Source organism: Duganella flavida (assembly GCF_009857445.1).
Lineage (GTDB): Bacteria > Pseudomonadota > Gammaproteobacteria > Burkholderiales > Burkholderiaceae_D > Rugamonas > Rugamonas flavida.
Window position 1 is genome coordinate 1 of record NZ_WWCN01000015.1, and the last position, 23347, is coordinate 23347.

The 23347-nt window shown below is 60.4% G+C and carries 26 protein-coding genes; 8 read left to right on the forward strand and 18 right to left on the reverse strand.

Annotation, left to right across the window (positions count from 1 at the left end):
• Window positions 1–178 precede the first annotated feature (178 nt).
• From ilvC to GTP46_RS21685, 3 genes are read right to left on the reverse strand one after another with little or no spacing between them, the layout of a single operon-like run.
• On the reverse strand, window positions 179–1195 hold the full coding sequence (gene ilvC, locus GTP46_RS21675) for a ketol-acid reductoisomerase (RefSeq protein ID WP_161008712.1): 1017 nt from the start codon (window positions 1193–1195) through the stop codon (window positions 179–181).
• 53 nt (window positions 1196–1248) lie between these two features.
• Complete coding sequence (gene ilvN / locus GTP46_RS21680) at window positions 1249–1740, reverse strand: acetolactate synthase small subunit (protein ID WP_092273446.1); 492 nt, start codon at window positions 1738–1740, stop codon at window positions 1249–1251.
• 1 nt (window position 1741) lies between these two features.
• A complete protein-coding gene (locus GTP46_RS21685) occupies window positions 1742–3481 on the reverse strand; it encodes an acetolactate synthase 3 catalytic subunit (RefSeq protein ID WP_161008713.1) in 1740 nt (579 codons plus the stop codon).
• 443 nt (window positions 3482–3924) lie between these two features.
• On the opposite strand from GTP46_RS21685, the gene GTP46_RS21690 reads away from it, so the two are divergent.
• Genes GTP46_RS21690 through GTP46_RS21710 form a run of 5 tightly spaced genes read left to right on the forward strand, consistent with a single transcriptional unit; the run spans window position 3925 to window position 8273 of the window.
• Window positions 3925–4491, forward strand: coding sequence for an RNA polymerase sigma factor (locus tag GTP46_RS21690; RefSeq protein ID WP_161008714.1), 567 nt, complete (start codon window positions 3925–3927; stop codon window positions 4489–4491).
• Window positions 4488–4901, forward strand: a complete 414-nt coding sequence (locus tag GTP46_RS21695; protein ID WP_161008715.1) for a DUF3619 family protein — start codon at window positions 4488–4490, stop codon at window positions 4899–4901. The genes GTP46_RS21690 and GTP46_RS21695 overlap by 4 nt, the downstream gene beginning before the upstream one ends.
• Before the next feature lie 4 nt (window positions 4902–4905).
• Window positions 4906–5610 (forward strand): DUF3106 domain-containing protein, encoded by a 705-nt coding sequence (locus tag GTP46_RS21700; RefSeq protein WP_161008716.1) that lies wholly within the window; start codon window positions 4906–4908, stop codon window positions 5608–5610.
• Complete coding sequence (locus tag GTP46_RS21705; RefSeq protein WP_161008717.1) at window positions 5600–6100, forward strand: RDD family protein; 501 nt, start codon at window positions 5600–5602, stop codon at window positions 6098–6100. Before GTP46_RS21700 ends, GTP46_RS21705 begins: the two co-directional genes overlap by 11 nt.
• Window positions 6101–6152: 52 nt before the next feature.
• Window positions 6153–8273, forward strand: coding sequence for a prolyl oligopeptidase family serine peptidase (locus tag GTP46_RS21710; protein WP_161008718.1), 2121 nt, complete (start codon window positions 6153–6155; stop codon window positions 8271–8273).
• Here GTP46_RS21710 and GTP46_RS21715 read toward each other — a convergent pair whose 3' ends face one another.
• The 12 genes from GTP46_RS21715 to GTP46_RS21770 all read right to left on the reverse strand — a co-directional run bounded on the left by GTP46_RS21715 (window position 8274) and on the right by GTP46_RS21770 (window position 17263).
• Window positions 8274–8993: an RNA pseudouridine synthase gene (locus GTP46_RS21715; RefSeq protein ID WP_161008719.1), complete on the reverse strand. Its 720-nt coding sequence runs from the start codon at window positions 8991–8993 to the stop codon at window positions 8274–8276.
• Window positions 8947–9954: a low-specificity L-threonine aldolase gene (ltaE, locus tag GTP46_RS21720; RefSeq protein WP_161008720.1), complete on the reverse strand. Its 1008-nt coding sequence runs from the start codon at window positions 9952–9954 to the stop codon at window positions 8947–8949. Before ltaE ends, GTP46_RS21715 begins: the two co-directional genes overlap by 47 nt.
• Window positions 9954–10838 carry a class I SAM-dependent methyltransferase gene (locus GTP46_RS21725; protein WP_161008721.1) on the reverse strand — a complete coding sequence of 295 codons (885 nt, stop codon included), beginning with the start codon at window positions 10836–10838 and terminating at the stop codon, window positions 9954–9956. The genes ltaE and GTP46_RS21725 overlap by 1 nt, the downstream gene beginning before the upstream one ends.
• Window positions 10825–11019 (reverse strand): Fe-S cluster assembly protein IscX, encoded by a 195-nt coding sequence (gene iscX / locus GTP46_RS21730; RefSeq protein WP_161008722.1) that lies wholly within the window; start codon window positions 11017–11019, stop codon window positions 10825–10827. Before iscX ends, GTP46_RS21725 begins: the two co-directional genes overlap by 14 nt.
• A gap of 1 nt (window position 11020) precedes the next feature.
• On the reverse strand, window positions 11021–11362 hold the full coding sequence (fdx, locus tag GTP46_RS21735; RefSeq protein ID WP_161008723.1) for an ISC system 2Fe-2S type ferredoxin: 342 nt from the start codon (window positions 11360–11362) through the stop codon (window positions 11021–11023).
• An 18-nt stretch (window positions 11363–11380) separates the two neighbouring features.
• Window positions 11381–13261 carry a Fe-S protein assembly chaperone HscA gene (hscA, locus tag GTP46_RS21740; RefSeq protein ID WP_161008724.1) on the reverse strand — a complete coding sequence of 627 codons (1881 nt, stop codon included), beginning with the start codon at window positions 13259–13261 and terminating at the stop codon, window positions 11381–11383.
• 59 nt (window positions 13262–13320) lie between these two features.
• Window positions 13321–13836 carry a Fe-S protein assembly co-chaperone HscB gene (gene hscB, locus GTP46_RS21745; protein WP_161008725.1) on the reverse strand — a complete coding sequence of 172 codons (516 nt, stop codon included), beginning with the start codon at window positions 13834–13836 and terminating at the stop codon, window positions 13321–13323.
• Between the two features lie 6 nt (window positions 13837–13842).
• Window positions 13843–14166 carry an iron-sulfur cluster assembly protein IscA gene (gene iscA / locus GTP46_RS21750; protein WP_161008726.1) on the reverse strand — a complete coding sequence of 108 codons (324 nt, stop codon included), beginning with the start codon at window positions 14164–14166 and terminating at the stop codon, window positions 13843–13845.
• Window positions 14167–14208: 42 nt separating this feature from the next.
• Window positions 14209–14592 (reverse strand): Fe-S cluster assembly scaffold IscU, encoded by a 384-nt coding sequence (gene iscU, locus GTP46_RS21755; protein WP_092273495.1) that lies wholly within the window; start codon window positions 14590–14592, stop codon window positions 14209–14211.
• 24 nt (window positions 14593–14616) lie between these two features.
• Complete coding sequence (locus GTP46_RS21760; protein WP_161008727.1) at window positions 14617–15873, reverse strand: IscS subfamily cysteine desulfurase; 1257 nt, start codon at window positions 15871–15873, stop codon at window positions 14617–14619.
• 19 nt (window positions 15874–15892) lie between these two features.
• Complete coding sequence (gene iscR / locus GTP46_RS21765) at window positions 15893–16372, reverse strand: Fe-S cluster assembly transcriptional regulator IscR (protein ID WP_161008728.1); 480 nt, start codon at window positions 16370–16372, stop codon at window positions 15893–15895.
• A 111-nt stretch (window positions 16373–16483) separates the two neighbouring features.
• Window positions 16484–17263, reverse strand: coding sequence for a uracil-DNA glycosylase family protein (locus tag GTP46_RS21770; protein ID WP_161008729.1), 780 nt, complete (start codon window positions 17261–17263; stop codon window positions 16484–16486).
• A 51-nt stretch (window positions 17264–17314) separates the two neighbouring features.
• Here GTP46_RS21770 and GTP46_RS21775 point away from each other — a divergent pair, with 51 nt between their 5' ends.
• On the forward strand, window positions 17315–18322 hold the full coding sequence (locus GTP46_RS21775) for a S41 family peptidase (RefSeq protein WP_161008730.1): 1008 nt from the start codon (window positions 17315–17317) through the stop codon (window positions 18320–18322).
• Window positions 18323–18412: 90 nt separating this feature from the next.
• Window positions 18413–20110, forward strand: a complete 1698-nt coding sequence (locus GTP46_RS21780) for a GGDEF domain-containing protein (RefSeq protein ID WP_161008731.1) — start codon at window positions 18413–18415, stop codon at window positions 20108–20110.
• Window position 20111: 1 nt separating this feature from the next.
• Here the strand turns inward: GTP46_RS21780 and maiA are convergent, their stop codons facing one another.
• The 3 genes from maiA to GTP46_RS21795 are packed head-to-tail and all read right to left on the reverse strand — an operon-like array spanning window position 20112 to window position 22317.
• The gene (maiA, locus tag GTP46_RS21785) at window positions 20112–20756 is read right to left on the reverse strand and encodes a maleylacetoacetate isomerase (RefSeq protein ID WP_161008732.1); all 645 of its coding nucleotides are present in this window, start codon (window positions 20754–20756) and stop codon (window positions 20112–20114) included.
• The gene (locus GTP46_RS21790) at window positions 20756–21778 is read right to left on the reverse strand and encodes a fumarylacetoacetate hydrolase family protein (RefSeq protein WP_161008733.1); all 1023 of its coding nucleotides are present in this window, start codon (window positions 21776–21778) and stop codon (window positions 20756–20758) included. The genes maiA and GTP46_RS21790 overlap by 1 nt, the downstream gene beginning before the upstream one ends.
• Entirely contained in the window at window positions 21775–22317 is a 543-nt protein-coding gene (locus tag GTP46_RS21795; protein WP_161008734.1) for a VOC family protein, read from the reverse strand. The genes GTP46_RS21790 and GTP46_RS21795 overlap by 4 nt, the downstream gene beginning before the upstream one ends.
• A gap of 99 nt (window positions 22318–22416) precedes the next feature.
• Between GTP46_RS21795 and GTP46_RS21800 the strand changes: the two genes are divergently transcribed.
• Window positions 22417–23331: a LysR family transcriptional regulator gene (locus GTP46_RS21800; protein WP_161008735.1), complete on the forward strand. Its 915-nt coding sequence runs from the start codon at window positions 22417–22419 to the stop codon at window positions 23329–23331.
• Window positions 23332–23347 lie beyond the last annotated feature (16 nt).

Here is a 23347-nt window from a genome sequence, read left to right on the forward strand (position 1 = left end):
CAACCAAGCACTGATCGCTCTCGCAAGGCGGCGCTGCGACGTGATGTACGCCATGATGCGAGACGGGACACTTTATTGCCCTGCACCTCTCGCAACTGCTTGACGAAGTACATAGGGACACCCCCCTCGCAAATAAAAAAGCCGGCATATGCCGGCTTTTGCGTGAAGAAGAAACTGCTTAGTTCTTCGACTGGTCAACCATTTTGTTTTTGGCGATCCAAGGCATCATGGCGCGCAGTTTGGCGCCGACTTCTTCGATCGGGTGCTCTGCGGTCAGGCGGCGACGCGAGATCAGGGTCGGTGCGCCAGCTTTGTTTTCCAGGATGAATGATTTAGCGTATTCACCGGTCTGGATGTCTTTCAGGCACTGACGCATGGCGTTCTTGGTGTCTTCGGTCACAACACGTGGGCCGGTCACGTACTCGCCGTATTCGGCGTTGTTCGAGATCGAGTAGTTCATGTTGGCGATGCCGCCTTCGTAGATCAGGTCAACGATCAGCTTCAGTTCGTGCAGGCACTCGAAGTACGCCATTTCCGGAGCATAGCCAGCTTCGGTCAGGGTTTCGAAACCAGCTTTGATCAGCTCAACCGCGCCACCGCACAGAACCGCTTGTTCGCCGAACAGGTCGGTCTCGGTTTCTTCACGGAAGTTGGTTTCGATGATGCCGGCTTTGCCGCCGCCATTGGCCGATGCGTACGACAGGGCGATGTCACGGGCGATGCCGGATTTGTCCTGGTACACAGCGATCAGGTGTGGCACGCCGCCGCCCTGGGTGTAGGTAGCGCGCACGGTGTGGCCTGGGGCTTTCGGTGCAACCATGATCACGTCCAGGTCAGCACGTGGCACAACTTGACCGTAGTGCACGTTGAAGCCGTGGGCGAAGGCCAGTACCGCGCCTTGCTTGGCGTTCGGTGCGATGTTTTCGTTGTAGACCTGGGCGATGTTCTCGTCCGGCAGCAGGATCATGACAACGTCAGCCGCTTTCACTGCGTCGTTCACTTCCGCCACTTTCAGGCCGGCTTTCTCAACCTTCTGCCACGAAGCGCCGCCTTTGCGCAGGCCAACGGTCACGTTGACGCCGGAGTCGCTCAGGTTTTGTGCGTGCGCGTGGCCCTGCGAGCCGTAACCGATGATGGCTACGTTTTTGCCTTTGATCAGGGAGAGGTCAGCGTCTTTGTCGTAGAAAACTTTCATGTTCATTCCTAGTAAATTCGTTTCAGTTGAAGTACTGCTTATACTGGTACTGCTTATACTTTGAGGATGCGTTCGCCGCGTCCGATGCCGGAACCGCCGGTACGTACCGTCTCGAGAATCGAGGCGCGGTCGATCGAATCGATAAACGCGTCGAGCTTGCTCTTGGCGCCGGTCAGTTCAATCGTGTAGCTCTTTTCGGTAACGTCGATGATGCGGCCGCGGAAGATGTCAGCGGTGCGCTTCATCTCTTCACGTTCCTTGCCCACCGCGCGCACTTTAATCAGCATCAGTTCGCGTTCGATGTGCTGGCCTTCGGTCAGGTCCACCACCTTCACCACCTCGATCAGGCGATTCAGGTGCTTGGTGATCTGCTCGATGATGTCATCCGAACCGGTGGTGACAATCGTCATCCGCGACAGCGTCGCATCTTCGGTCGGCGCCACGGTCAGCGTTTCGATGTTGTAGCCGCGCGCCGAGAACAGGCCCACCACGCGGGACAGCGCGCCGGCTTCGTTTTCCAGCAATACAGAGATAATGTGTCGCATATTAAAGATCCTCCGAACCCAGCAGCATTTCGGACAGACCCTTGCCAGCTTTCACCATCGGCCAGACGTTTTCCGATTGATCGGTAATGAAGTTCATGAAGACCAGCTTGTCTTTCATGGCGAAGGCATCGCGCAGCGCGCCATCTACGTCACCCGGTTTTTCAATGCGCATGCCGACGTGGCCATAAGCCTCGGCCAGCTTCTCGAAGTTCGGCAGCGAATCCATGTAGGACTCGGAGTAGCGCGAACCGTAGTCGATCTGCTGCCACTGGCGAACCATGCCCAGGAAGCGGTTGTTCAGCATGATGATCTTCGGCGTCAGGTGGTACTGTTTGCAGGTTGCCAGTTCCTGGATGCACATCTGGATCGAACCTTCGCCGGTGATGCAGGCCACCGTTGCGTCAGGATTCGCCATCTGCACGCCCATGGCGTACGGCAGGCCCACGCCCATGGTGCCCAGACCGCCCGAGTTGACCCAGCGCTTAGGCTTGTCGAACGGGTAGTACTGCGCAGCCCACATCTGGTGCTGGCCCACGTCGGAGGTGATGAAGGCGTCGCCTTTGGTCACTTCCCACAGTTTCTGCACCACGGATTGTGGCTTGATCACCAGATCCGAGGTGGCGAAGCTCAGGCAGTCCTTACCGCGCCATTCGTTGATCTGTTTCCACCAGTCCTTGAGCGCAGGCGCGTTCGGCTTGGCATCGGCCGCATCCAGCTGGGCCAGGAATTCGATCAGCACGTCTTTCACGTTGCCGACGATAGGAATGTCGACCTTCACGCGCTTGGAGATCGACGACGGATCGATGTCCACGTGGATGATCTTGCGCGGGTTGGAGGCGAAGTGTTTCGGATTGCCGATCACGCGGTCATCGAAACGCGCGCCGATAGCGATCAGCACGTCGCAGTTCTGCATCGCCATATTGGCTTCGTAGGTCCCGTGCATGCCTGGCATGCCGACGAATTTCTCGTCGCTGGCGCGATACGCGCCCAGGCCCATCAGCGTGTTGGTGACCGGGAAGCCAAGTTTGTCGACCAGCTTGTTCAGTTCCGGCGCCGCATTGGCCAGGATCACGCCGCCGCCGGTGTAAATCATCGGACGTTCGGCTTGCAACAGCAGTTGGACTGCCTTGCGGATCTGGCCGGAGTGGCCTTTGTCTACCGGCTTGTACGAACGCATCTCGACCTCTTTAGGGTACGAGTACGTCGTTTTGTGCATCGAGATATCCTTCGGAATATCCACCAGCACTGGGCCTGGACGGCCGGTACGGGCGATGAAGAAGGCTTTCTTGACGGTCTCAGCCAAGTCCTTGACGTCCTTGACGAGGAAGTTGTGCTTGACCACCGGACGGGTAATACCGACCGTGTCGCATTCCTGGAACGCATCCTGGCCGATTGCATGGCTCGGCACCTGGCCGGAGATCACGACCATCGGGATGGAATCCATGTACGCGGTGGACAGACCAGTCACTGCATTGGTAACACCCGGACCGGACGTCACCAGCGCAACACCGACCTTGTTCGACGAGCGCGAGTATGCATCGGCAGCGTGGACCGCAGCCTGCTCATGGCGTACCAGAACGTGTTGGAATTTGTCTTGCTTGAAGATGGCGTCGTAGATATACAGTACGGCTCCGCCCGGATAGCCAAAGACGTGTTCAACGCCCTCTTCGGCCAAGCAGCGCACCAGTATTTCCGCGCCAGTCAGTTGATTATTGCTTTGTGAAGATGCTTCGGTATTCATGAAACATTCCTTTCAAGGTCCATAGGAGATTGATTGGATGCTCTGTCCTAACGAAGTACACCTACCGCTACAGTTCTGCCCGGACTCCCTTTATTTATGCGGTCGCACTACCTCTTCCGTCAACCGTAGTGACGTGCAAAGCGGCGCTAGCGCAAACTCTCGTTTGGCCGGGTTTTCCGTAGTGGTTATGCGTACCTCTCGTACTTGTGGTACGGGCGAGAGCAAACTGCCTACATAAGAAAGCGCGTCGTGTCGTTTGCGGCGTTGTGTGCCTGCTGCGACCAGACCATAGAGCTTCGGGGTTGTTCAAAGCGTCCCATACGGTACACCGGGCCAACACTTTCAGCAAGAGCTAATTTGGAAAATGGTCGTTTTTGAGGTAAAACCATGCAAAACACGAGGTTTTTTGCTAGCATGCGCCACAGTTCAAAACATCCCGACGCATGGCCACAGACAAAGAATTATCCGACTTCCTCGAAAACGTCGAACGCCGGGCCTTCAAGCAAGCCGTCTACGCAGTACGCAAAGACGAATCTGCTTTAGATATCGTGCAGGACGCGATGATCAAACTCGCCGAAAAATACGGCGACAAGCCGGCTGCCGAGCTGCCGATGCTATTTCAGCGCATCCTGCAAACCACGATCCTCGACTACTTCCGCCGTGAAAAGGTGCGCAACACCTGGGTCAGCCTGTTTTCCAGCATGGGTCCCTCGGGCGACGAGCATGAGGACTTTGATATACTCGAATCGTATGCTGTTCAGGATGGCGAAGCCGGTGAATCAAGCGCCGACCAGGTCGAACGGCAGCAAACGCTGGCGATTATCGATGCCGAAGTACAAAAGCTACCGGCGCGTCAACGCGAAGCCTTCCTCATGCGTTATTGGCAGGATATGGACGTGGCCGAAACGGCCGAGGCGATGGGCTGCTCAGAAGGCAGCGTTAAAACGCATTGTTCACGAGCAACACATGCGCTGGCCGAGGCGCTGGCAGCCAAGGGAATTAAATTATGAACACCGACGACCTGAATTTCGCTCACAAAGTGCGCCACGCGCTCAATGAAAAGCTGGATGACCTGCCGGCTTCGACCACCGACCGCCTGGCCAAGGCGCGCCAGATCGCGCTCGCGCGCAAGAAAGCGCATGTGGAGCAGCCAATGAGCGTGCGCGTGACCAAGGCCGAACTGGCGGTTGCGGGCGGCGGCATCAGTGGCTTCTTCTCGCAGTTCAGCTGGCTGGGCCGCGTGAGCATGGCGGTGCCGGCGCTGGCACTGGTGATCGGCATGATCGGCATCTACCAGTACGAACAGCAGGAGCGCATTGCCGATTTGGCGGAAATCGATGCTGCCGTGCTGTCGGACGAGCTGCCGCTGAACGCCTATCTGGACCACGGCTTCAACGCCTATCTGTCGCAAAGCGAGTAAGCGTATGGCATGGAGCGGTCGCGCCAAACTGGGCGCAGGAGCAGCGGTGATAGTGGTCGCAGCAGCGGGCGCAGCCTGGGTCGCCAATCGGCCCGACGCGCCGGCACTGGCGCAGGCGCCGTTGGCTGCCGTGCAAGGCAAGAACACCGCCAACGCGCCTGAAAAAATCCTCTGGAAAAACTTGTCGCCTGCGCAGCAGCAGGCGCTGGAGCCGCTCGCCGGCGAGTGGGACCAGATGGAAGCGGTGCGCAAGCAGAAATGGCTGGGCATCGCCAAGCGCTACGCCAAGATGAATCCGGACGAGCAGGTACGCGTGCAAGAGCGCATGCGCGAATGGGTGCGCATGACGCCGGAAGAACGCCGCCAGGTGCGCCAGGCCTACGCCCGCGCGCAAAAGCTGAACCCGACGCAGAAATCGACTTCGTGGGAATCCTACCAGCAGCTGCCGGAAGAACAGAAGAAGGAACTGGCGGCTAAACCAGCCACCAAAAAACAGGTCGCCAATCTGCCGACGCCGGCGCAAGCCAAGCAGCAGACGGTGGCGCCGATCAAGCCAGCCGCGCCGACTGCATCGCCGGGCGTGGCGACGCCGGTGGCGTCACCGCTGGCGCCTGCTGCGCCCGCCCCAGCTGCTGCCGATCCGCTGCCGAACGCCTCCAACGTGACGCCGGTACCGCCGGCGCAACCTGCCCCGACCGATGTCAAATAACCCGACCATCAAGCGACGCCTGATTTCGATGGTGTACGAATCACTGCTCGGCTTTGCCGTGCTATTCCTGCCGTTTTTGATTTTTGAAGTGGTCACGCGGGCCAGCCACACGCCGCTGATCGAGCACATGCGGCAGGCGCTGGCCTTCCTGGTGCTGGGCTTCTACTTCATCCACCAGTGGAGCCGCGACGGCCAGACGCTGGCCATGAAAACCTGGCGCATGAAGCTGCTGGGCGCGCATGGCGGGGGCGTGTCGCCGCGCGCGGCCGCTGTGCGCTATCTGTTGAGCTGGATGTGGATTCTGCCGGCGCTGCTCGTCGCGCTAGCGTTGGACCTGCATCGCTGGCAGGCGCTAGGCGCCGTCTTCGCCGGCATTCTGCTGTGGTCGCTGACCGCCTTCTTCAACAAAGACCGCCAATTCCTGCACGATAAACTGGCTGGCACCCGCCTGGTACAGCTGCCGCCGCAGGAAAAGAAAAAGAAGGTGTAAATTTCGCAACCTTTCGTGGCAGAATAGTCTTTTCTGCCTTGAAGGGACCGAAATGAAACCTGTCATCTACGGCGCGCTGTTTGCGCTGATCGCCAACGCAGCAGCCGCTGCCGATATCCCTCCCGCGCCCGTCGCCCGCGTCGAACCCGTCACCGACACCTACTTCGGCGAAGCCATCGTCGACCGCTACCGCTGGATGGAGAACGACAAAGATCCGGACTGGCTGCCCTTCCTCAAGCAGCAAAGCGCCCACACGCGCGCCGTGCTGGATCAACTGCCCAAGCGCGATGAACTCTTCAGGCGCATCCAGCAACTGTCCGGCGACATGGCAAATGCGAGCGATCTGCAAAAGGCCGGCACGCGCCTGTTCTACCTGCAGCGCCCTGTCGGTGCCAACAACTTCAAACTGTTCGTCCGCGAAGCCGGCAAGGACCGCGTACTGGTCGATCCCACCAAGCTCGATACCAAAACCAGCCACGTCTCGCTGGACTGGTGGCGCGCCTCGCCTGATGGCAGCAAGTTGGTGTACGGCCTGTCGAAAGACGGCAGCGAAGACTCGGTGCTGCACATCATGGACGTGCGCAGCGGCGCGGTGCTGAAAGAGCGCATCCCCGACACGCAAGGCGCCAGCCCAAGCTGGCTGGCCGATAGCTCCGGCTTCTTCTACAACCAGCTCACCGGCAAAGTGAACACGCCGGAGCGCTACCTTGATGCGCAAGCGCGCTTCCACAAGCTGGGCGCCGATCCGGCCAAAGACCCAGTGCTGATGAAACGTGGCCAGGACGCCGCCGTCCAGTACGAGAAAATCCAGATGCCGCTGATCGTCGCCTCTGCGCAATCGAAGACCGCCGTGCTGCTGCTAGCCGATGTGCGCGAAGAGAAGCGGCTCTACACCGCACCGCTGCAAGACGTCTTGCGCGGCAAGGCGCAGTGGAAGCAGGCCACTACCTTCGCCGACGAGGTAACCGACTTCAATCTGCATGGCGATGAGCTCTACCTGCTGTCCTATCGCCAGCACCCGCGCGGCCGCCTGCTGAAAACCTCGGCGTCGACGCCGTCGCTGGTGAGCGCGCAGGAAGTGGCGCCGGAATCCGCGCTGGTGCTGCAAGGCGTTACGCGCGCCAAGGACGGCTTGTACATCCGCGCGCTGGACGGTGGCATCAACAAGCTGCTGCGCCTTGGCGCGGACGGCAAAGTGGCCAACGTCGCCCTGCCCTTCGACGGCACCATGCGCGCCATCGACACCGATGGCAATGCGCCGGGCGCGATGCTCATCCTCACCGGCTGGCTGCAGCCGACCGGCATCTGGTCGCTGGATGCGAACGGCAAGCTGGCCGACACTGGCATCACACCCAAGCCGCCGATTGACGTCAGCGCCTACACCACGGAGCGCCGCTTCGCCACCGCCAAAGACGGCACGCAAATTCCGTACACTTTGATTTACAAAAAAGGCCTGAAGCTCGATGGTAAAAACCCGGCCTTCATCTCGGCCTACGGCAGCTATGGCGCAGCGGCTTACATGCCGGTGTTTGCGGGCCGCACGCTGGCACTGGTGGATCAAGGCGCCGTTATCGGCTACGCCAATGTGCGCGGCGGCGGCGAATTTGGCCGCGAGTGGCATCGCGCCGGCCAGCTGGAAAACAAGCCAAACACCTGGCGCGATCTGATTGCCGTGTGCGAAGACATGCAGGCCAAGGGCTACACCTCGCCCGCCTATCAAGCGATTGGCGGACGTTCGGCCGGTGGCATCACGATGGGCCGTGCGCTGGAAGAGCGTCCGGACCTGTTTGCAGCCGTAGTGTCGGGCGTGGGCTGGCACAATCCGCTGCGCTACGTGGCGGAGCAAAACGGCTATGGTGAAGAACCTGAGTGGGGCGCGATTGCAGATCCGGCGGGCTTCAAGGCGCTGAAGAGCATCGACAGCTACCAGCAAGTGGTGGATGGCACGAAGTATCCGGCGATCTTGCTGACCACCGGCGTGACCGATCCGCGCGTGGCACCGTTCCATCCGGCGAAGATGGCAGCGCGCCTGCAAGCGGCGACTACCAGCGGCAAGCCTGTGTTGTTGCGAGTGGACTTTGACGCCGGCCACGGTATGGGCTCGACGCTGGCGCAACAGGATGCAGAGGCGGCGGATACTTATGCCTTCATCCTGTCACAGGTTGGAAAGTAGTTAGAACCTCTCGTAATCCTGCAGGTAGCGCCATTCGCCTGCAGGAAGGCTGGACATGGAGATGCGTCCCACGCGGATGCGCTTCATGCTCACCACTTTCAATCCCACTTCCTTGCACAGCTTTTCGATCAGGCCTAGCTTGGCGTTCTTCATGGCGAAGCGCAGGCGCGTTTCGTTTTGCCAGCTTACCTTGCCGTTGATGGTGTTTAGCTGGCGCAGTCCATCCTCAATGATGTTGCCGGAGACTTCAACGATAATTTCCTGCTCCACTGCTTCATCGCTCAACTTGCGGTTGACGCGGAAGTCCTGCGTGAACACGACCAGGCCACTGGCTTTCGCATCCAGCGGTGCCATCTGCTCCTGCCCCGTGATGTGACGCTTGAGGAAGCGCTTGCCCGGCACGGTGCGGGTCAGCGTTTCCACGTTCAGCAGGTGCAGCGGCTGCGCCGCGCCCGCAGGCTTGTGCAGCAGGATGGTGACTGGCGTGATTTCCAGCAGCGTGGCGTCGTCGGCGATGGTGATTTTTTGTTCCGGTGCGACGCGTGCGCCCACCTCTTCCACGACCTTGCCATCGACGCTGACAAAGCCACCCTCGATGTATAACTCGGCCTCACGGCGCGAGCAGCCCCGTTCTTCGGCTACGCGCTTGTTCAGGCGAATGCTGTTGTCATCATTATCCAAAGAAGTCTCCAAACACGGTAATGGCGCGATCGATGTCATCGCGCTTGGCATCCATGTGCGTGACGATGCGCAGGCGCTGCGACATTGAGACGCGGATGTGAGTCAGTTCCAGCACATCGCCCAAGCCCTGCATGACGAATTGCGGAATGTCGACGTAGAAGATGTTGGTCTGCGGCGTGCTGACTTTCAGACCCTTCATTTTCGCCAACTCGCCGGCGAAGTAAGCGGCGTTGTCGTGGTCTTCCTGCAAGCGCGGGATGTTGTGCTCCAGCGCGTACAAGCCACCGGCAGCAATCACGCCGGCCTGGCGCATACCGCCGCCCAGCATCTTGCGCCAACGCTTGGCTTCCTTGATCAGCGGCTTGGTGCCCAACAGGACCGAGCCAACCGGCGCGCCGAGGCCTTTGGACAAGCAGACGGACACGGAGTCGAAGCCGCGCGTGATATCACGCGGGCTGACACCCAGCTTGACCGCGGCATTGCAAACGCGCGCGCCGTCGAGGTGCGTGGACAGACCACGACCATGCGCCAGCGTGGTCGCCTGCTGCACGTAATCGAGTGGCAGTACGCGGCCGTTGATGGTGTTCTCCAATGCGAGCAACTTGGTGCGCGCGAAGTGGAAATCATCCGGCTTGATGTAGGACTCGATATCGGCCAGCGCGATACTGCCGTCGGCCTGATTGATGATCGGCTGCGGTTGAATACTGCCCAGCACCGCAGCGCCACCGCCTTCGTAGCGGTAGGTGTGTGCTTCCTGGCCAACCAGGTATTCATCGCCACGGCCGCAGTGCGCCAGCAGCGCAAGCAAATTGCTCTGCGTACCGGACGGCGCAAACAACGCGTCTTCAAAGCCAAACAAATCGGCTGCATATTCTTGCAGGCGATTGACGGTCGGGTCGTCGCCATAGACATCATCGCCGACTTCCGCGACATTCATGGCCGCGCGCATGGCGGCGCTTGGGCGCGTGACAGTGTCGCTACGCAGGTCGAGCCATTCCATTACGCCACCTCTTCGTCAGCGAAGAAACGGGTATTCATCTCTTGCAGGCCCACAGTCTCCAGCACTTCTTTCAAGCGCTCGGCCGGACGCTTGCGCGGCAGGTTTTTGTAGGTTGCGATGATGAGTTCATTCTTCATCGAGTGCTCCCAGCCTACCAGCTCTGTCACGGTGACGTTGTAGCCATGCGCTTCCAGTTGCAGGCAACGCAGCACGTTGGTGATCTGGCTGCCGAATTCACGCGTGTGAATCGGGTGGCGCCAGATTTCAGTCAGCGCGGATTTGCCCAGCGACTGGCCTTTGTTTTTCTTCAGGACCGAAGCTACTTCGGCCTGGCAGCACGGCACCAGCACGATGTGCTTGGCCTTTTTCTTCAGCGCGAACTGGATGGCGTCATCGGTCGCCGTATTACAGGCGTGGAGCGCGGTGACGACATCGATCTGCTCAGGCAGCAGCTTCGATTCGGTGGACTCGGCCACCGACAGCGGCAAGAAGGACATGCCGGGGAAGTTGAATTTCTGCGCTAGCTCCTGCGAACGCGCCACCAGCTCTTCGCGCGTCTCGATGCCGTAGATGTGCGAAGCCTGCAGCGCCTTGAAGAACAAGTCGTAGATGATGAAACCGAGGTAGGACTTACCCGCACCGTGATCCACCAGCGTGACGTTCTCTTTCGACGCCAGCACTTCTTTCAGCAGCGGCTCGATGAACTGGTACAGGTGATAGACCTGTTTCAGCTTGCGGCGGCTATCCTGGTTCATCTTGCCGTCGCGCGTGAGGATGTGCAGTTCCTGTAGCAGCGCTACGGTCTGGCCTTCACGGATTTCCGGCATGTTGTCGGCGCTGGTGACGGTGGCGCCGATCTTCGCGGTTTGCTTATTTTGCTTCATCGATCCACGCCTGCTGAACTGCTTCAAGGACTTTCTCACCGCCGCGCGTGTGGTCGTCGTCAAACTCTTCGAGGTCGACGATCCAGTTGTGCAGATCGGTGAAGCGGATGGTAAGCGGATCGGTGTCCGGATACTTGTCGTACAGCGCTTCCGCAATCGCGGTGATGTCAGTCCATTTCATATCAGTGGCCGCCTTCGCTAGCGTGATTGATGGTGTACTTCGGAATTTCGACAACCATGTCTTGATCCGCCACCACGGCCTGGCACGACAGGCGCGACACGGCTTCCAGGCCCCAGGCTTTATCCAGCAGGTCTTCTTCGGTTTCGCTGGCTTCGCTCAGCGAATTGAAGCCCTCGCGCACCAGCACGTGGCAGGTGGTGCAAGCGCAGGATTTTTCGCACGCGTGCTCGATGTGGATGTCATTTTCCAGCATGACGTCGCACAGGGTTTTGCCGGCTTGGGCTTCAACAACGGCGCCATCCGGGCACAGTTTTGCGTGAGGGAGGAATACGATTTGTGGCATATTGAGCTCTATGTTTATTTAAACGACCTGGTCGAGCGCCTTGCCCGCCAGTGCACTGCGCACGCTGCGATCCATGCGGCGCGATGCAAATTCTTCGGTGCCGTGAGCCAGCGCTTCGACTGCCGCCTTCACTGCTTGATGATCCACTGCGCCAGTCTGCGATTGGGCGACAATCTCGCGCGTCTTGACGATCAGCGCCTCGACCTCTACGCGCTCTTCGTCCGACAGCAGCGATGCATCTTCGTCCAGCGCCGCTTGGGTCGCCAGCAGGATGCGTTCTGCTTCCACCTGCTCTTCACGCAGCGCGCGCGCTTGCATGTCGGCTGCGGCCGACGAGTGCGAATCCATCAGCATGCGCGCTACATCATCATCGCCCAGGCCATAGGATGGCTTGACGGTGATGGAGGCTTCCACGCCCGAACGCAGCTCGCGTGCCGATACGGACAGCAGGCCGTCAGCATCGACTTGGTAGGTGATGCGGATACGCGCCGCACCAGCCGCCATCGGCGGAATGCCGCGCAGTTCAAAGCGTGCCAGCGAACGGCAATCGGCCACCAGTTCACGCTCGCCTTGCAGCACGTGCACTGCCAGCGCGGTCTGGCCATCCTTGAAGGTGGTGAATTCCTGCGCGCGGGCGCAAGGAATGGTCGAATTGCGCGGGATGATTTTCTCTACCAGGCCGCCCATGGTCTCAATGCCCAGCGACAGCGGGATCACGTCCAGCAGCAGCCAGTCATCGCCAGCTGCGCGGTTACCGGCCAGCAGATTCGCCTGAATCGCCGCGCCCAGCGCTACCACTTTGTCCGGATCGATATTCGCGTGCGGCGTGGTGTGGAAGTATTCGCTCACCGCGCGGTGCACGTGCGGCATGCGCGTCGCGCCGCCGACCATGACCACGCCATCAACGTCGTCCGCATCGACATTGGCGTCGCGCAGCGCTTTCTTGATGGCCTTCATGGTCTTCTCGATCAGGTGCTTGGTGATCTCCTGGAACTTCTCGGCGGTGATGGTGATGTGGACTTGTTCGCCCGACTTCAGCGCAGCATCCACAGTCACTTCGGACTTGGTGGACAGCAGTTCCTTGGCTTCGCGCGCTTTCACCATCAGCACGGCGGTATCTTCATCCGACAGCGGCGCCAGCTTTTCTTCCTGATGGATGTGGCAGAACAGGCGGTGATCGAAGTCGTCGCCGCCCAGCGCGGAATCGCCGCCAGTGGCCAACACTTCAAACACGCCTTTGCTCAGTTTCAGGATCGAGATATCGAAAGTGCCGCCGCCCAGATCGTAAACCGCATACACGCCTTCCGACGCGTTATCCAGACCGTAAGCGATAGCCGCTGCAGTCGGCTCGCTCAGCAGGCGCAGCACGTTCAGGCCGGCCAGTTGGGCCGCGTCCTTGGTCGCTTGACGCTGCGCGTCGTCGAAGTACGCTGGCACGGTGATGACCGCGCCAACCAGATCGTCGCCCAGCGAATCTTCCGCGCGCTGGCGCAGCGTAGCCAGGATCTGTGCCGACACTTCCACCGGGCTTTTCACGCCGGCGACAGTTTTCAGCTGGACCATGCCCGGCGTATCGAGGAACTGGTAGGGCAGGTTTTCCGCGTACGCGATATCAGCCAAACCACGGCCCATGAAACGCTTCACGGACACGATGGTGTTCTTTGGATCGGTAGTCTGCGCAGCCTGCGCCTTGTAGCCAATGTTGGCGTGACCGTTAGGCAGGTAGCGCACCACGGACGGCAGCAGCGCGCGGCCGTCTTCGTCGTTCAGCACTTCTGGAATGCTGTTGCGCACAGTCGCCACCAGCGAATTGGTGGTGCCCAAATCAATCCCCACCGCCAGACGATGCTGGTGCGGTGCGGTGGACATGCCTGGTTCGGAAATTTGCAGAAGTGCCATGAGACGGGACCTGTAGTTTTTATAGAACTTGCAGCGGCGCCAGCGCGGGCGCCAGCGTATCAAGCTTCGATTGCTTCAAAGGCGAAGCGGACTTCTTCGCCGAATTTTTCGAGGAACATCAGTGCGCGCACGCCTTGGGCGGCGGCCTGGAAATCATTGGCGTTGAGTTGCTGTTCGATCTGCGCCAGCTGCTGCTTGCGGGCTTTGCGCAGCTGCTCGTCCAGCGACTCCAGCGCGTCGCTATCCTTGGCGGCACGGGCGTCGCCCAGCTCTTCGCGCCACTCCATCTGCTGCATCAGGAAGGCCATCGGCATTGCCGTATTCGACTCGGTCTGCAAATCGACGCCATGCAGCTCGCACAGGTACTGCGCGCGCTTCTGCGGATTTTTCAGGGTCTGGTAGGCTTCGTTGGCGCGGGTGGCCCACTGCATGGCGACGCGCTTTTCGGCGTCGGTGGCATTCACGAATTTGTCGGGATGGACGCGGCTTTGCACGTCGCGGTAGGCGCTGTTCAGCGCATCCGCGTCGACGGCAAACTGCTTGGGCAGGTTGAAGAGTTCAAAGTGATTCTGCATGACGTGTCAGACGCGGAAGCTTTCACCGCAACCGCAATTGTCTTTCTCGTTCGGGTTGTTGAACTTGAAACCTTCGTTCAGGCCTTCGCGCGCGAAGTCCAGTTCCGTGCCGTCGATGTACGGCAGGCTTTTCGGATCAACGAACACTTTGACGCCGTGCGATTCGAACACGCTGTCCTCATCGGTCACGTCGTCGACGTATTCCAGCTTGTAGGCCATGCCCGAGCAGCCGGTGGTGCGCACGCCAAAACGCAAACCGATGCCCTTGCCGCGGCGCTCGATGTAGCGGTTGATGTGTTTCGCTGCTTTTTCGGTCAGGGTGATTGCCATTTGATTCTCCCGCGCCCCGGTATGCACCGGGGCGACGTGTAATTACGCTGCGTGCTTGGTCTGGTAGTCCAGAACAGCTGCCTTGATGGCGTCTTCCGCCAGGATCGAGCAGTGGATTTTCACTGGCGGCAGCGCCAGCTCTTCTGCGATCTGGGTGTTCTTGATGGCCAGTGCCTGGTCCAGGGTTTTGCCCTTGACCCATTCGGTCACCAGCGAGCTCGATGCAATCGCCGAACCGCAGCCGTAGGTTTTGAATTTAGCGTCTTCGATCACGCCATCCGCGCCCACTTTGATTTGCAGCTTCATCACGTCGCCGCAAGCTGGCGCGCCGACCATGCCGGTGCCCACGCTGTCGTCGCCTTTTTCAAACGCGCCGACGTTACGTGGGTTTTCGTAGTGGTCCAGTACTTTTTCCGAGTAAGCCATTTTGATGCTCCTATTTATTCAGTATTAGTGGGCTGCCCATTGGATCGAGCTGATGTCGATACCTTCTTTGAACATATCCCACAGCGGCGACAGTTCACGCAGTTTGTTAACCTTGGACTTCATCAGATCGATCGCGAAGTCGATATCGGCTTCGGTGGTGAAGCGGCCGATGGTGAAACGGATCGAGCTGTGCGCCAGTTCGTCGCTGCGGCCCAGGGCGCGCAGCACGTACGATGGTTCCAGCGAAGCCGAAGTGCAAGCGGAGCCCGACGATACCGCCAGGTCTTTCACTGCCATGATCAGCGATTCGCCCTCAACGTAATTGAAGCTCACGTTCAGGTTGTGCGGCACACGGTGGTCCATGTCGCCGTTGATGTAGGTCTCTTCGATTTCTTGCAGGCCTTTGGCCAGACGGTCGCGCAGCGCTTTAATGCGGGCGACTTCGGTGTCCATTTCCACTTTCGCCAGGCGGAACGCTTCGCCCATGCCGACGATCTGGTGGGTTGGCAGCGTGCCCGAACGCAGGCCACGTTCGTGGCCACCGCCATGCATTTGTGCTTCGATACGCACGCGCGGTTTGCGGCAGACGTACAGCGCGCCCACGCCTTTCGGGCCGTAGGTTTTGTGCGCGGTGAAGGTCATCAGATCGACTTTGGTTTTTTGCAGGTCGATGACGATCTTGCCGGTGGCTTGTGCAGCGTCGCAGTGGAAGATGATGCCTTTCGAGCGGCACAGCGCGCCGATTTCGTCGATCGGCTGGATCACGCCGATCTCGTTATTCACCAGCATGACCGAAATCAGGATGGTGTCCGGACGGATGGCGGCGGTCAGCTGTTCGATGGTGATCAGGCCATTGTCCTGCGGTTCCAGGTAGGTCGCTTCAAAGCCCTGGCGTTCCAGTTCACGCACGGTATCCAGCACGGCTTTGTGCTCGGTCTTGACCGTGATGATGTGCTTACCCTTGGTTTTGTAGAACTGCGCTGCGCCCTTGATGGCCAGGTTGTTCGATTCGGTGGCGCCCGAGGTCCAGATGATTTCGCGTGGGTCGGCATTGACCAGCGCTGCCACGTTGGCGCGCGCTTCTTCCACCGCTTTTTCTGCGGTCCAGCCGTACATATGGCTACGCGAAGCCGGATTGCCGAACTGCTCGCGCAGGTACGGAATCATCGCATCGGCGACGCGCGGATCGATCGGCGTGGTGGCCGAGTAGTCCATGTAGATCGGGAAGTGCGGCGCGGTCTGGAATTTCACGTCAGCGATGTTTTTTTCTGGGGCGTTCATCTGGTTACTCCGTTAGGGCTTACAGGGCGGCGTGGTTGCCGTTGCGCGGCATGACCACAACACTCTGTTCAGCGTTCTTCTGCTTTTGTTGATCGACCAGATCCTGCAGCGATACGGAATCCAGATAATCAACCATCTTTTCATTCAGCGTGGCCCACAGTTCGTGGGTCATGCAGCGCGCGCCACTGGCCGCATCGGCGCCGTGACAGTTTTCCTTGCCGCCGCACTGGGTCGCATCCAGCGGCTCATCCACGGCGATGATGATGTCAGCCACGGTGACCTTGTCGGCGCGGCGCGCCAGACTGTAGCCACCGCCCGGGCCACGGATCGATTCAACGATCTCGTGGCGGCGCAGCTTGCCAAACAGCTGCTCCAGGTAGGACAGCGAAATCGCCTGACGCTGGCTGATGCCGGACAGCGTGACTGGACCTTTGCCTTGGCGCAAAGCCAGATCGATCATCGCAGTCACAGCAAAACGGCCTTTGGTGGTCAGACGCATCACTACCTCGGTTGAGTTAAAATATCGACCTTTTCGCTGATCAGAAAGCCTGATTAGTTGATCGAATTAGTCAAGTATACCAAACTTTAACAAAGCTTGCTGACAGCCCACCTAGGCGCCATTCAGCAGCTGCATAGGCTGGAACAGCTGGTGCATATCCTTATTACCAATAAAACTAAGGTTATAAGGGTGTTCCGCAGTGATCTGCGGGAAATCTTTCATCACTGGCAACTTGGCCAGCAATTCCGCGATTTTCCCCCACAGCACCATCGTTGGCACGGTTGCGGCCTGCGCCGCCAGCCCTGCCATCACGGTTTCGAAGAACGGCAGCCAGGCTTTCGCGTCTTTCGCTGGCGGCACGTGGCTGCGGAAGACCAGCGAGGCGTTCAGCAGCAGGAAGCCCTGTTCGGTCAGCTTGTTCTGCATGTCCGCCAGGGTCAGGATGTGGCTGCTAACGCCGCTGCGCGCCTTGGCCGAAACCGCCGCCATCGCCTCGCCGGCGGTGTTTTCCAGCTGCAGCTGACCATCGGCCACGAGCAGCATTTTCATGAAGTTGCGCAGCGAGGTGGCCTTGTTGACCGGTTTGGACAGGCCGCCTCCTACTTCCGACGACCATAGGCTGCCAACAGCCCCATCCATGAAACAGACGCCAGTGGCGCTCTCTGCTCGCGGATATGGACCTTCGCCAACTAGTACATACTTCACTTTATTGAGCGGCAATGCGAACGCGGCAAACAGGCGCTGCTCGGTTGGCAGGTATTGGTCCTGCGCCAGTTGCGGCAGGTAATCCGGGGTGGCGGCCATCATGGCTTCCAAGCCCTTGACCAACAGTGGACGCCAGGAAACATCGGCGCGCTCCAGCGCCTCCAGAATCGTGCTCGGGATCGTCATTGCAGAAAAAGCTTTCGGGGAAAGGTAAGATTGTAACTTATGGGGAAAGATTTGAAACGCTGGATTGCCGCCGCCGCCTTCACCGCCGCTGTGGGCGCGCAGGTGCAATTGCATGCGCAGGCGCTGGATGAGGCGCTGGATGCGCCGGCGCGCGCGCATGTGATCAACGAATATGCACGCCGCCTGACGGCCCAGCACGTGGACGCGGCGCGCGCCAAGATGGCTGCCGACGACATCCGCCAGCGGCTGGGGCGCGGTGAATATGACCGCGAGACCACGGCACGTGCGCTAGCCACGCGCGTGTCGCGCGACGTGCTCGCCGTCATGGGCGACAAGCACACTTATCTCGAATACGTACCCTACGACCTGGGCGACGAGCGCCAGCGCCCGCAGCCGCCGGTACAGTCGGGCGACAACTACGGCCTCGGCAAGTTCGAAACGCGCGGCGATGGCATCGGCTACCTGCAAATCAGCCGCTTTGCGCCACTGGACCGGGGCGCCGGCGAGGCAGCAGCCAGGTTCATGTCGCAAGCGGCCGATTGCGCCGCGCTCATCATCGACCTGCGCGACGCCAACGGCGACGGCCAGGCAATGGCAGCGCTGCTGGCCAGCTACGTGCTGACCGACAAACGTAGCTACATTTTCATGGACAAGCAGCTCCACCTGCATGACCAGCTGGACCGCGATGGCCACATCGTGGCCGAGTACTGGACCAGCGCCGATGCGCCGGGCAAGCACTTCGGCGGCAAGAAACCTCTCTATTTGCTGGTCAACGAGCGCACCAGCGGTGCGGCCGAAGCGTTCGCCTACGATTTGCAGCAGTACGTGAAGCGTGCGGTGGTGGTCGGCGCGCCGACCTTGGGCGATGCCCGCATCGGCGCCAAGCAGCGCGTGTCGCGCCAGTTGCAAACCTCGGTGGCGGTCACACGCGCCAGCAATGTGCTTACCCGCGCCAACTGGGAAGGTAGCGGCGTCCAGCCAGACCGCATGATCGCCAGCGGCGAAGCGCTGGAAGCAGCGCAGACACTGGCCCAGGCGGCCCTGCGGCCAAAAAAATAGTCTGTACCGGCTGTGCCTGTATGGCAACAGCCTGCGCCGGGAAGCGTGCTAGACTTTCCTTAATGCAAATCTCGCTTATCCTCGCCAGCCATGCCGCCCTGGGATTACCGATTCGTTGCGCTGTCGCTGCGCCGGTTCTGGCGTGGCATGCTGCTGTGCGCGGTGCTGGTTGCGCCGGCGCAGGCGGCGCTGGCCGCCGAGCGCAAAGTGCTGATCTTGTACTCGCTGGGTTCGGACGCTTCGTCCGCCTGGCAAACCCTGCTACGCAAAGGCATGTCGGCCGAACTGGCGCGGCAGGACGTCACCACCCTTCCCAACGTTTTTGAAGAACGCTTCGATGCGGTGCGCATCGGCGATATCGCCGCCGTGGCCGCGATGGAGCCCTACCTGCGCAGCAAGTACGCCGGCGTCAAATTCGACGCCATCATCACGGAAAACTATACGGCCGCGCGCTTTCTCAGCGAGCGCCCCGATTTATTCCCCGGCGTGCCGCGTCACTACGTCAACCACTCTCGCCTGGCCTGGGCGCCCGCTGATGGTATCGCCTACCAGATCGAGGCCGATTACGCGCTCACTATCGGCATCATCCCGCGCGTGGCGCCGAACGTGAAGCGCGTGGTGGTGATTGGCGACAGCACCGAACGCATACAGGAATCGGTGCGCGCCGTGCGCACCGCCGCCCGCGCGCATGAAGGCAAGCTGGCGTTCGAATACTGGGAACACCAGAGCTACGACGAGATGTATCGCGCCGTCGCGCAACTGGACGAAGGCAGCGCCATCTTCCTGCTGCCCACTTATCATGACCGCACCGGCGAACGCCGGCGGCCGGTGGACACGGTGCGCAAGCTGGTGTCGATCGCGCGGGTGCCGATCTTCACCAACTGGGAAGCCATCGTGGTGCCCGGCGTAGTGGGCGGCTACGTGGTCAGCGCGGAGCGCATCGGCGGCGCGATTGCCGACATCCTGCTGCAACGCCAGCCCGATATCGCCGGCATCCCTGGCTACATCTTCGATTACGGCGCGGTGCAGCGTTATCACTTGCAGAACATTCCGCCGGCGGCGCAGTATCTGAACCGGCCGCAAAGCGTGCTACAGCAGTACCTGTGGCAGATTGTGGCGGGCCTGACGCTGATTGTACTGGAAGGGATTTTGATTTCGGCGCTGGTGGTGTCGCTGCGCAGCCGCCGCCAGACCTTGTGCGCGCTGAACGAGGAACGCGACCAATTGGAAGCACGCGTTACGCAGCGCACGCTGGAGCTGATGGTGGCGAACACCAAGCTGGAACAGCAAGCCACGACCGACCCGCTGACCGGCATCGGCAACCGCCGCCGCATGACGGAGCAGATCAACAAGGAACTGGAGCGCAGCCGGCGCTTCAAGCATCCGCTATCGCTGCTGATGGCGGATATCGATCACTTCAAGCATGTCAACGATATCCACGGCCACGAAGCGGGCGACCGCACGCTGGTGATGGTGGCGCACGCGCTGGCCAGCGGCATGCGCAGCATCGACATGGCGTCGCGCTTCGGCGGCGAAGAGTTTGTGTTGCTGATGCCGGAGACGGAAATCGATGTCGCGCGCGCTGCAGCTGAGCGCCTGCGCACCGACATTGCCGCGCTGCGGATTCAGGGAGACAACGGCGATGAGATCCAGCTCACCATCAGCATCGGTGTGTCCTGCTCCGATCCGACTGGGGCGATGGACAGTGCGTCATCGCTCATCTCGCGGGCGGACAAGGCGCTCTATCAAGCCAAACACCAAGGCCGCGACCGCGTGATCTGCTACTGATTTATTCCGCGTCCGGCTGCTGCGACGGGTGCGCCTGCTGGAAGGCCGGCAGCTCGCTGCACGCCGCGTGGATGCGCATCACGGTTGGATAGGCGCTCATATCGACATTGAAGCGCTGGGCGTTGAACACTTGCGGCACCAGGCAGCAATCGGCCAGCGATGGCGTGTCGCCGTGACAGTAGCGGCCAGTGCGCGCATCGTTGGCCAGCAAATCTTCCAGCGTTTGCAGGCCACTGCGCAGCCAGTGCTGCTGCCAGCCCAGCTTCACCTCTTCCGCCACGCCGATCTGGCCGGTCAGGTACTTCAGCACGCGCAGGTTGCCCAGCGGGTGCGCATCGGCAGCGATGCTCAGCGCCAGCGCACGCACGCGGGCGCGGCCTGCCGGGTCTTGCGGCAGCAGCGGCGCTTGCGTGTGCGTCTCGTCCAGATACTCGATGATGGCCAGCGACTGGCCGATCACGTTGCCATCATCTTCCAGCGCCGGCAGCAGCTTGGCCGGATTGACGGCGCGGTAGGCGTCCGCCAGCTGCTCGCCGCCGTTACGCAGCAAGTGCACCGGTACGGCATCGTAAGCGATGCCTTTCAGGTTGAGCGCAATCCGCACGCGATACGCAGCGGAGCTGCGGAAGTAGGTGTAGAGCTTCATCAGCCACGCTCCTTGTAGTGCGTGACGGTTTGCTCGATGACGCCGAAGATGCTGGCGCCGTTTTGGTCGTTCATCTCGATGCGCACACTGTCGCCGAACTTGAGGAATGGCGTTTGCGGTTTGCCGCTCTCAATGGTTTCGTACATGCGCACTTCGGCCAGGCAGCAGTAGCCCACGCCGCCGTTGGCGATACTCGATCCGTGCAGGCTGCCCTGCTTGTTCGACACGGTGCCGGAGCCGATGATGGCGCCTGCACCCAGTTCGCGCGTGGCGGCGGCATGCGCTACCAGTTGGGCGAAGTTGAAGGTCATATCTTCGCCGGCGTTGGGTTTGCCGAACGGCTGCTGGTTCAGTTGCACCAACAGCGGCAGGTGCACTTTGCTGTCGGCCCACTGCGCGCCCAGTTCATCCGGCGTAACGGCCACCGGCGAGAAGGCACTGGCAGGCTTGGACTGGAAGAAGCCAAAGCCTTTCGCCAGTTCGTTCGGAATCAGGTTGCGCAGCGAGACGTCGTTGACCAGCATGACCAGGCGGATAGCCTTCGCCGCTTCTTCCGGCGTGGCTCCCATGCGCACGTCGCCGGTAATGACTGCCACTTCGGCTTCCAGGTCGATGCCCCAGTCTTCGGTCAGCACGTAGATCGCATCGCGCGGGCCGACAAAACTATCGGAACCGCCCTGATACATCAGCGGGTCGGTGTAGAACGATGCCGGCACGTCGGCATTGCGCGCCTTGCGCACCAGCTCCACGTGGTTGATGTAGGCCGAGCCGTCGGCCCATTGATAGGCGCGCGGCAGCGGCGAGTGGCAGTACTGCTGGTCGAACGGTTTGGCGTCGACAGCATCGCCGGCGTTCAGCGCGGCGTAGATTTGTTCAAGGCGCGGCGCGACCAGATCCCAGTTATCCAATGCGTGCTGCATGGTGGCCGAGATTTTCGGCACGTGCTGGTAGTGCGACAGGTCGCGGCTGACGACGACCAGGCGGCCATCGCGGCTGCCGTCTTTCAGGGTCGCTAATTTCATGCGTTTTCCTCCAAAGGCGCTCCATGCATCCAAGCTGCGTGCTTGGGCGCTTTTTTGGTTTGCGACCATTCTTCCAGCATCTCCCATTTGACGTCGTCCAGCTTCTGCATCATTTCCGGCGTACCGGTGTTGCAGGCCAGTTCGAGACGATGGCCGTTCGGGTCGAAGAAGTAGATCGACTTGAAGATGGTGTGGTTGACCGGGCCGATAACGTCGATGCCGCCGGCGACCAGGCGCTCTTTGGCGGCCAGCAGTTCGTCCATGCTAGCCACTTCCATTGCCAGGTGCTGCACCCACGCGGGCGTGTTGTGGTCGCGGTCCATCGGCGCTTGCGTCGGCAGTTCGAAGAAGGCCAGTACGTTGCCGTTACCGGCGTCCAGGAACACGTGCATGTACGGGTCCGGCGCCTTGGTGGATGGCACTTCGTTTTCGGCGATAGCCAGCACGAAGTTCATGTTCAGATGTTTCACATACCACTCGACGGTTTCTTTCGCGTCTTTGCAGCGGTAGGCGACGTGGTGTATTTGCTTGATTTTCATAGGTGTCTCCAACTCGGTTCTGCTACTAATCGCGCCATTAAATGACAGATTCAGATATCATACAAATCGTATTTTTCTTCTTATTTATCAGAATTTCCAATGAATCCCAGCCTGAAGCAAATGCGCGCCCTGGTGGCGCTGGCCAAAACCGGCAGCTTCACGCTGGCCGCCGACCACCTGAACGTAACGCAATCGGCCCTCAGCGGCCAGATCAAGGAGCTGGAACAGCTATTGGGCATGCGTGTGGTCGAGCGTACCACGCGCAAGACCCAGCTATCCGAACTGGGCCGCGAACTGACGCCCCTGTTCGACAAGATGCTGCACGACCTCGACCGCGCAATGGCCGACATCGCCAGCCGCAAGGCGCTCAAGCAGGGCTCGGTGCGGGTGGCGGCGCCGCAGATGCTCTCCTGCACCATGCTGCCGGAGGTGATTGCCGCCTACCGCGCCCGCCACCCCGAGGTGCAGGTGCGGCTGACCGACTGTCCGCTGGAGCAGGTATCCGCCCGGGTATTCAGCGGCGAGGTCGATTTCGGCATTGGTCCCGAGCGCGACGCCACCGCCGAAATCGAAGCGCAGCCGCTGTTTGAAATGCCGTTCGTGGTGGTGTACCCGGACGGCCACGAACTGGATAAACGCAAGCGCATCAGCTGGAGCGACGTCAACCGCTATCCTTTCATCTCGCTGCAAGGCCAGTTCACAGAGCGTTTGCTGCGCGATGTACACGTGTCGTTCCGCGAGCTGTCGCGCAGCCCGCACAACGAAGTCACCTTCATGACCACCGCGCTGGCGATGGTGCACGCCGGCCAGGGCATCACCGTCTGCCTGCCCTACGCCGAGAAAATGGTGCAGCTGTACGGCATGAAAATGCGGCCGCTGGAAGCCCCGGCAGTGACCCGGCGTTTCTTCGTCTATACCCGCAGCGTGCGCGCCCTGTCTCCCGCAGCCGAGAGTTTTGTCGCATTTTTGCACCAATTTGTGGCGTCGCATGAATGGAATTTGCCTACAAGCTAAGGAAATACATCAACCG

Coding starts and splice junctions, on each gene's coding strand:
- ilvC (WP_161008712.1), bottom strand. CDS start 1,195: ATGAAAGTTTTCTACGACAAAGACGCTGACCTCTCCCTGATCAAAGGC.
- ilvN (WP_092273446.1), bottom strand. CDS start 1,740: ATGCGACACATTATCTCTGTATTGCTGGAAAACGAAGCCGGCGCGCTG.
- GTP46_RS21685 (WP_161008713.1), bottom strand. CDS start 3,481: ATGAATACCGAAGCATCTTCACAAAGCAATAATCAACTGACTGGCGCG.
- GTP46_RS21690 (WP_161008714.1), top strand. CDS start 3,925: ATGGCCACAGACAAAGAATTATCCGACTTCCTCGAAAACGTCGAACGC.
- GTP46_RS21695 (WP_161008715.1), top strand. CDS start 4,488: ATGAACACCGACGACCTGAATTTCGCTCACAAAGTGCGCCACGCGCTC.
- GTP46_RS21700 (WP_161008716.1), top strand. CDS start 4,906: ATGGCATGGAGCGGTCGCGCCAAACTGGGCGCAGGAGCAGCGGTGATA.
- GTP46_RS21705 (WP_161008717.1), top strand. CDS start 5,600: ATGTCAAATAACCCGACCATCAAGCGACGCCTGATTTCGATGGTGTAC.
- GTP46_RS21710 (WP_161008718.1), top strand. CDS start 6,153: ATGAAACCTGTCATCTACGGCGCGCTGTTTGCGCTGATCGCCAACGCA.
- GTP46_RS21715 (WP_161008719.1), bottom strand. CDS start 8,993: ATGACATCGATCGCGCCATTACCGTGTTTGGAGACTTCTTTGGATAAT.
- ltaE (WP_161008720.1), bottom strand. CDS start 9,954: ATGGAATGGCTCGACCTGCGTAGCGACACTGTCACGCGCCCAAGCGCC.
- GTP46_RS21725 (WP_161008721.1), bottom strand. CDS start 10,838: ATGAAGCAAAATAAGCAAACCGCGAAGATCGGCGCCACCGTCACCAGC.
- iscX (WP_161008722.1), bottom strand. CDS start 11,019: ATGAAATGGACTGACATCACCGCGATTGCGGAAGCGCTGTACGACAAG.
- fdx (WP_161008723.1), bottom strand. CDS start 11,362: ATGCCACAAATCGTATTCCTCCCTCACGCAAAACTGTGCCCGGATGGC.
- hscA (WP_161008724.1), bottom strand. CDS start 13,261: ATGGCACTTCTGCAAATTTCCGAACCAGGCATGTCCACCGCACCGCAC.
- hscB (WP_161008725.1), bottom strand. CDS start 13,836: ATGCAGAATCACTTTGAACTCTTCAACCTGCCCAAGCAGTTTGCCGTC.
- iscA (WP_161008726.1), bottom strand. CDS start 14,166: ATGGCAATCACCCTGACCGAAAAAGCAGCGAAACACATCAACCGCTAC.
- iscU (WP_092273495.1), bottom strand. CDS start 14,592: ATGGCTTACTCGGAAAAAGTACTGGACCACTACGAAAACCCACGTAAC.
- GTP46_RS21760 (WP_161008727.1), bottom strand. CDS start 15,873: ATGAACGCCCCAGAAAAAAACATCGCTGACGTGAAATTCCAGACCGCG.
- iscR (WP_161008728.1), bottom strand. CDS start 16,372: ATGCGTCTGACCACCAAAGGCCGTTTTGCTGTGACTGCGATGATCGAT.
- GTP46_RS21770 (WP_161008729.1), bottom strand. CDS start 17,263: ATGACGATCCCGAGCACGATTCTGGAGGCGCTGGAGCGCGCCGATGTT.
- GTP46_RS21780 (WP_161008731.1), top strand. CDS start 18,413: ATGCCGCCCTGGGATTACCGATTCGTTGCGCTGTCGCTGCGCCGGTTC.
- maiA (WP_161008732.1), bottom strand. CDS start 20,756: ATGAAGCTCTACACCTACTTCCGCAGCTCCGCTGCGTATCGCGTGCGG.
- GTP46_RS21790 (WP_161008733.1), bottom strand. CDS start 21,778: ATGAAATTAGCGACCCTGAAAGACGGCAGCCGCGATGGCCGCCTGGTC.
- GTP46_RS21795 (WP_161008734.1), bottom strand. CDS start 22,317: ATGAAAATCAAGCAAATACACCACGTCGCCTACCGCTGCAAAGACGCG.
- GTP46_RS21800 (WP_161008735.1), top strand. CDS start 22,417: ATGAATCCCAGCCTGAAGCAAATGCGCGCCCTGGTGGCGCTGGCCAAA.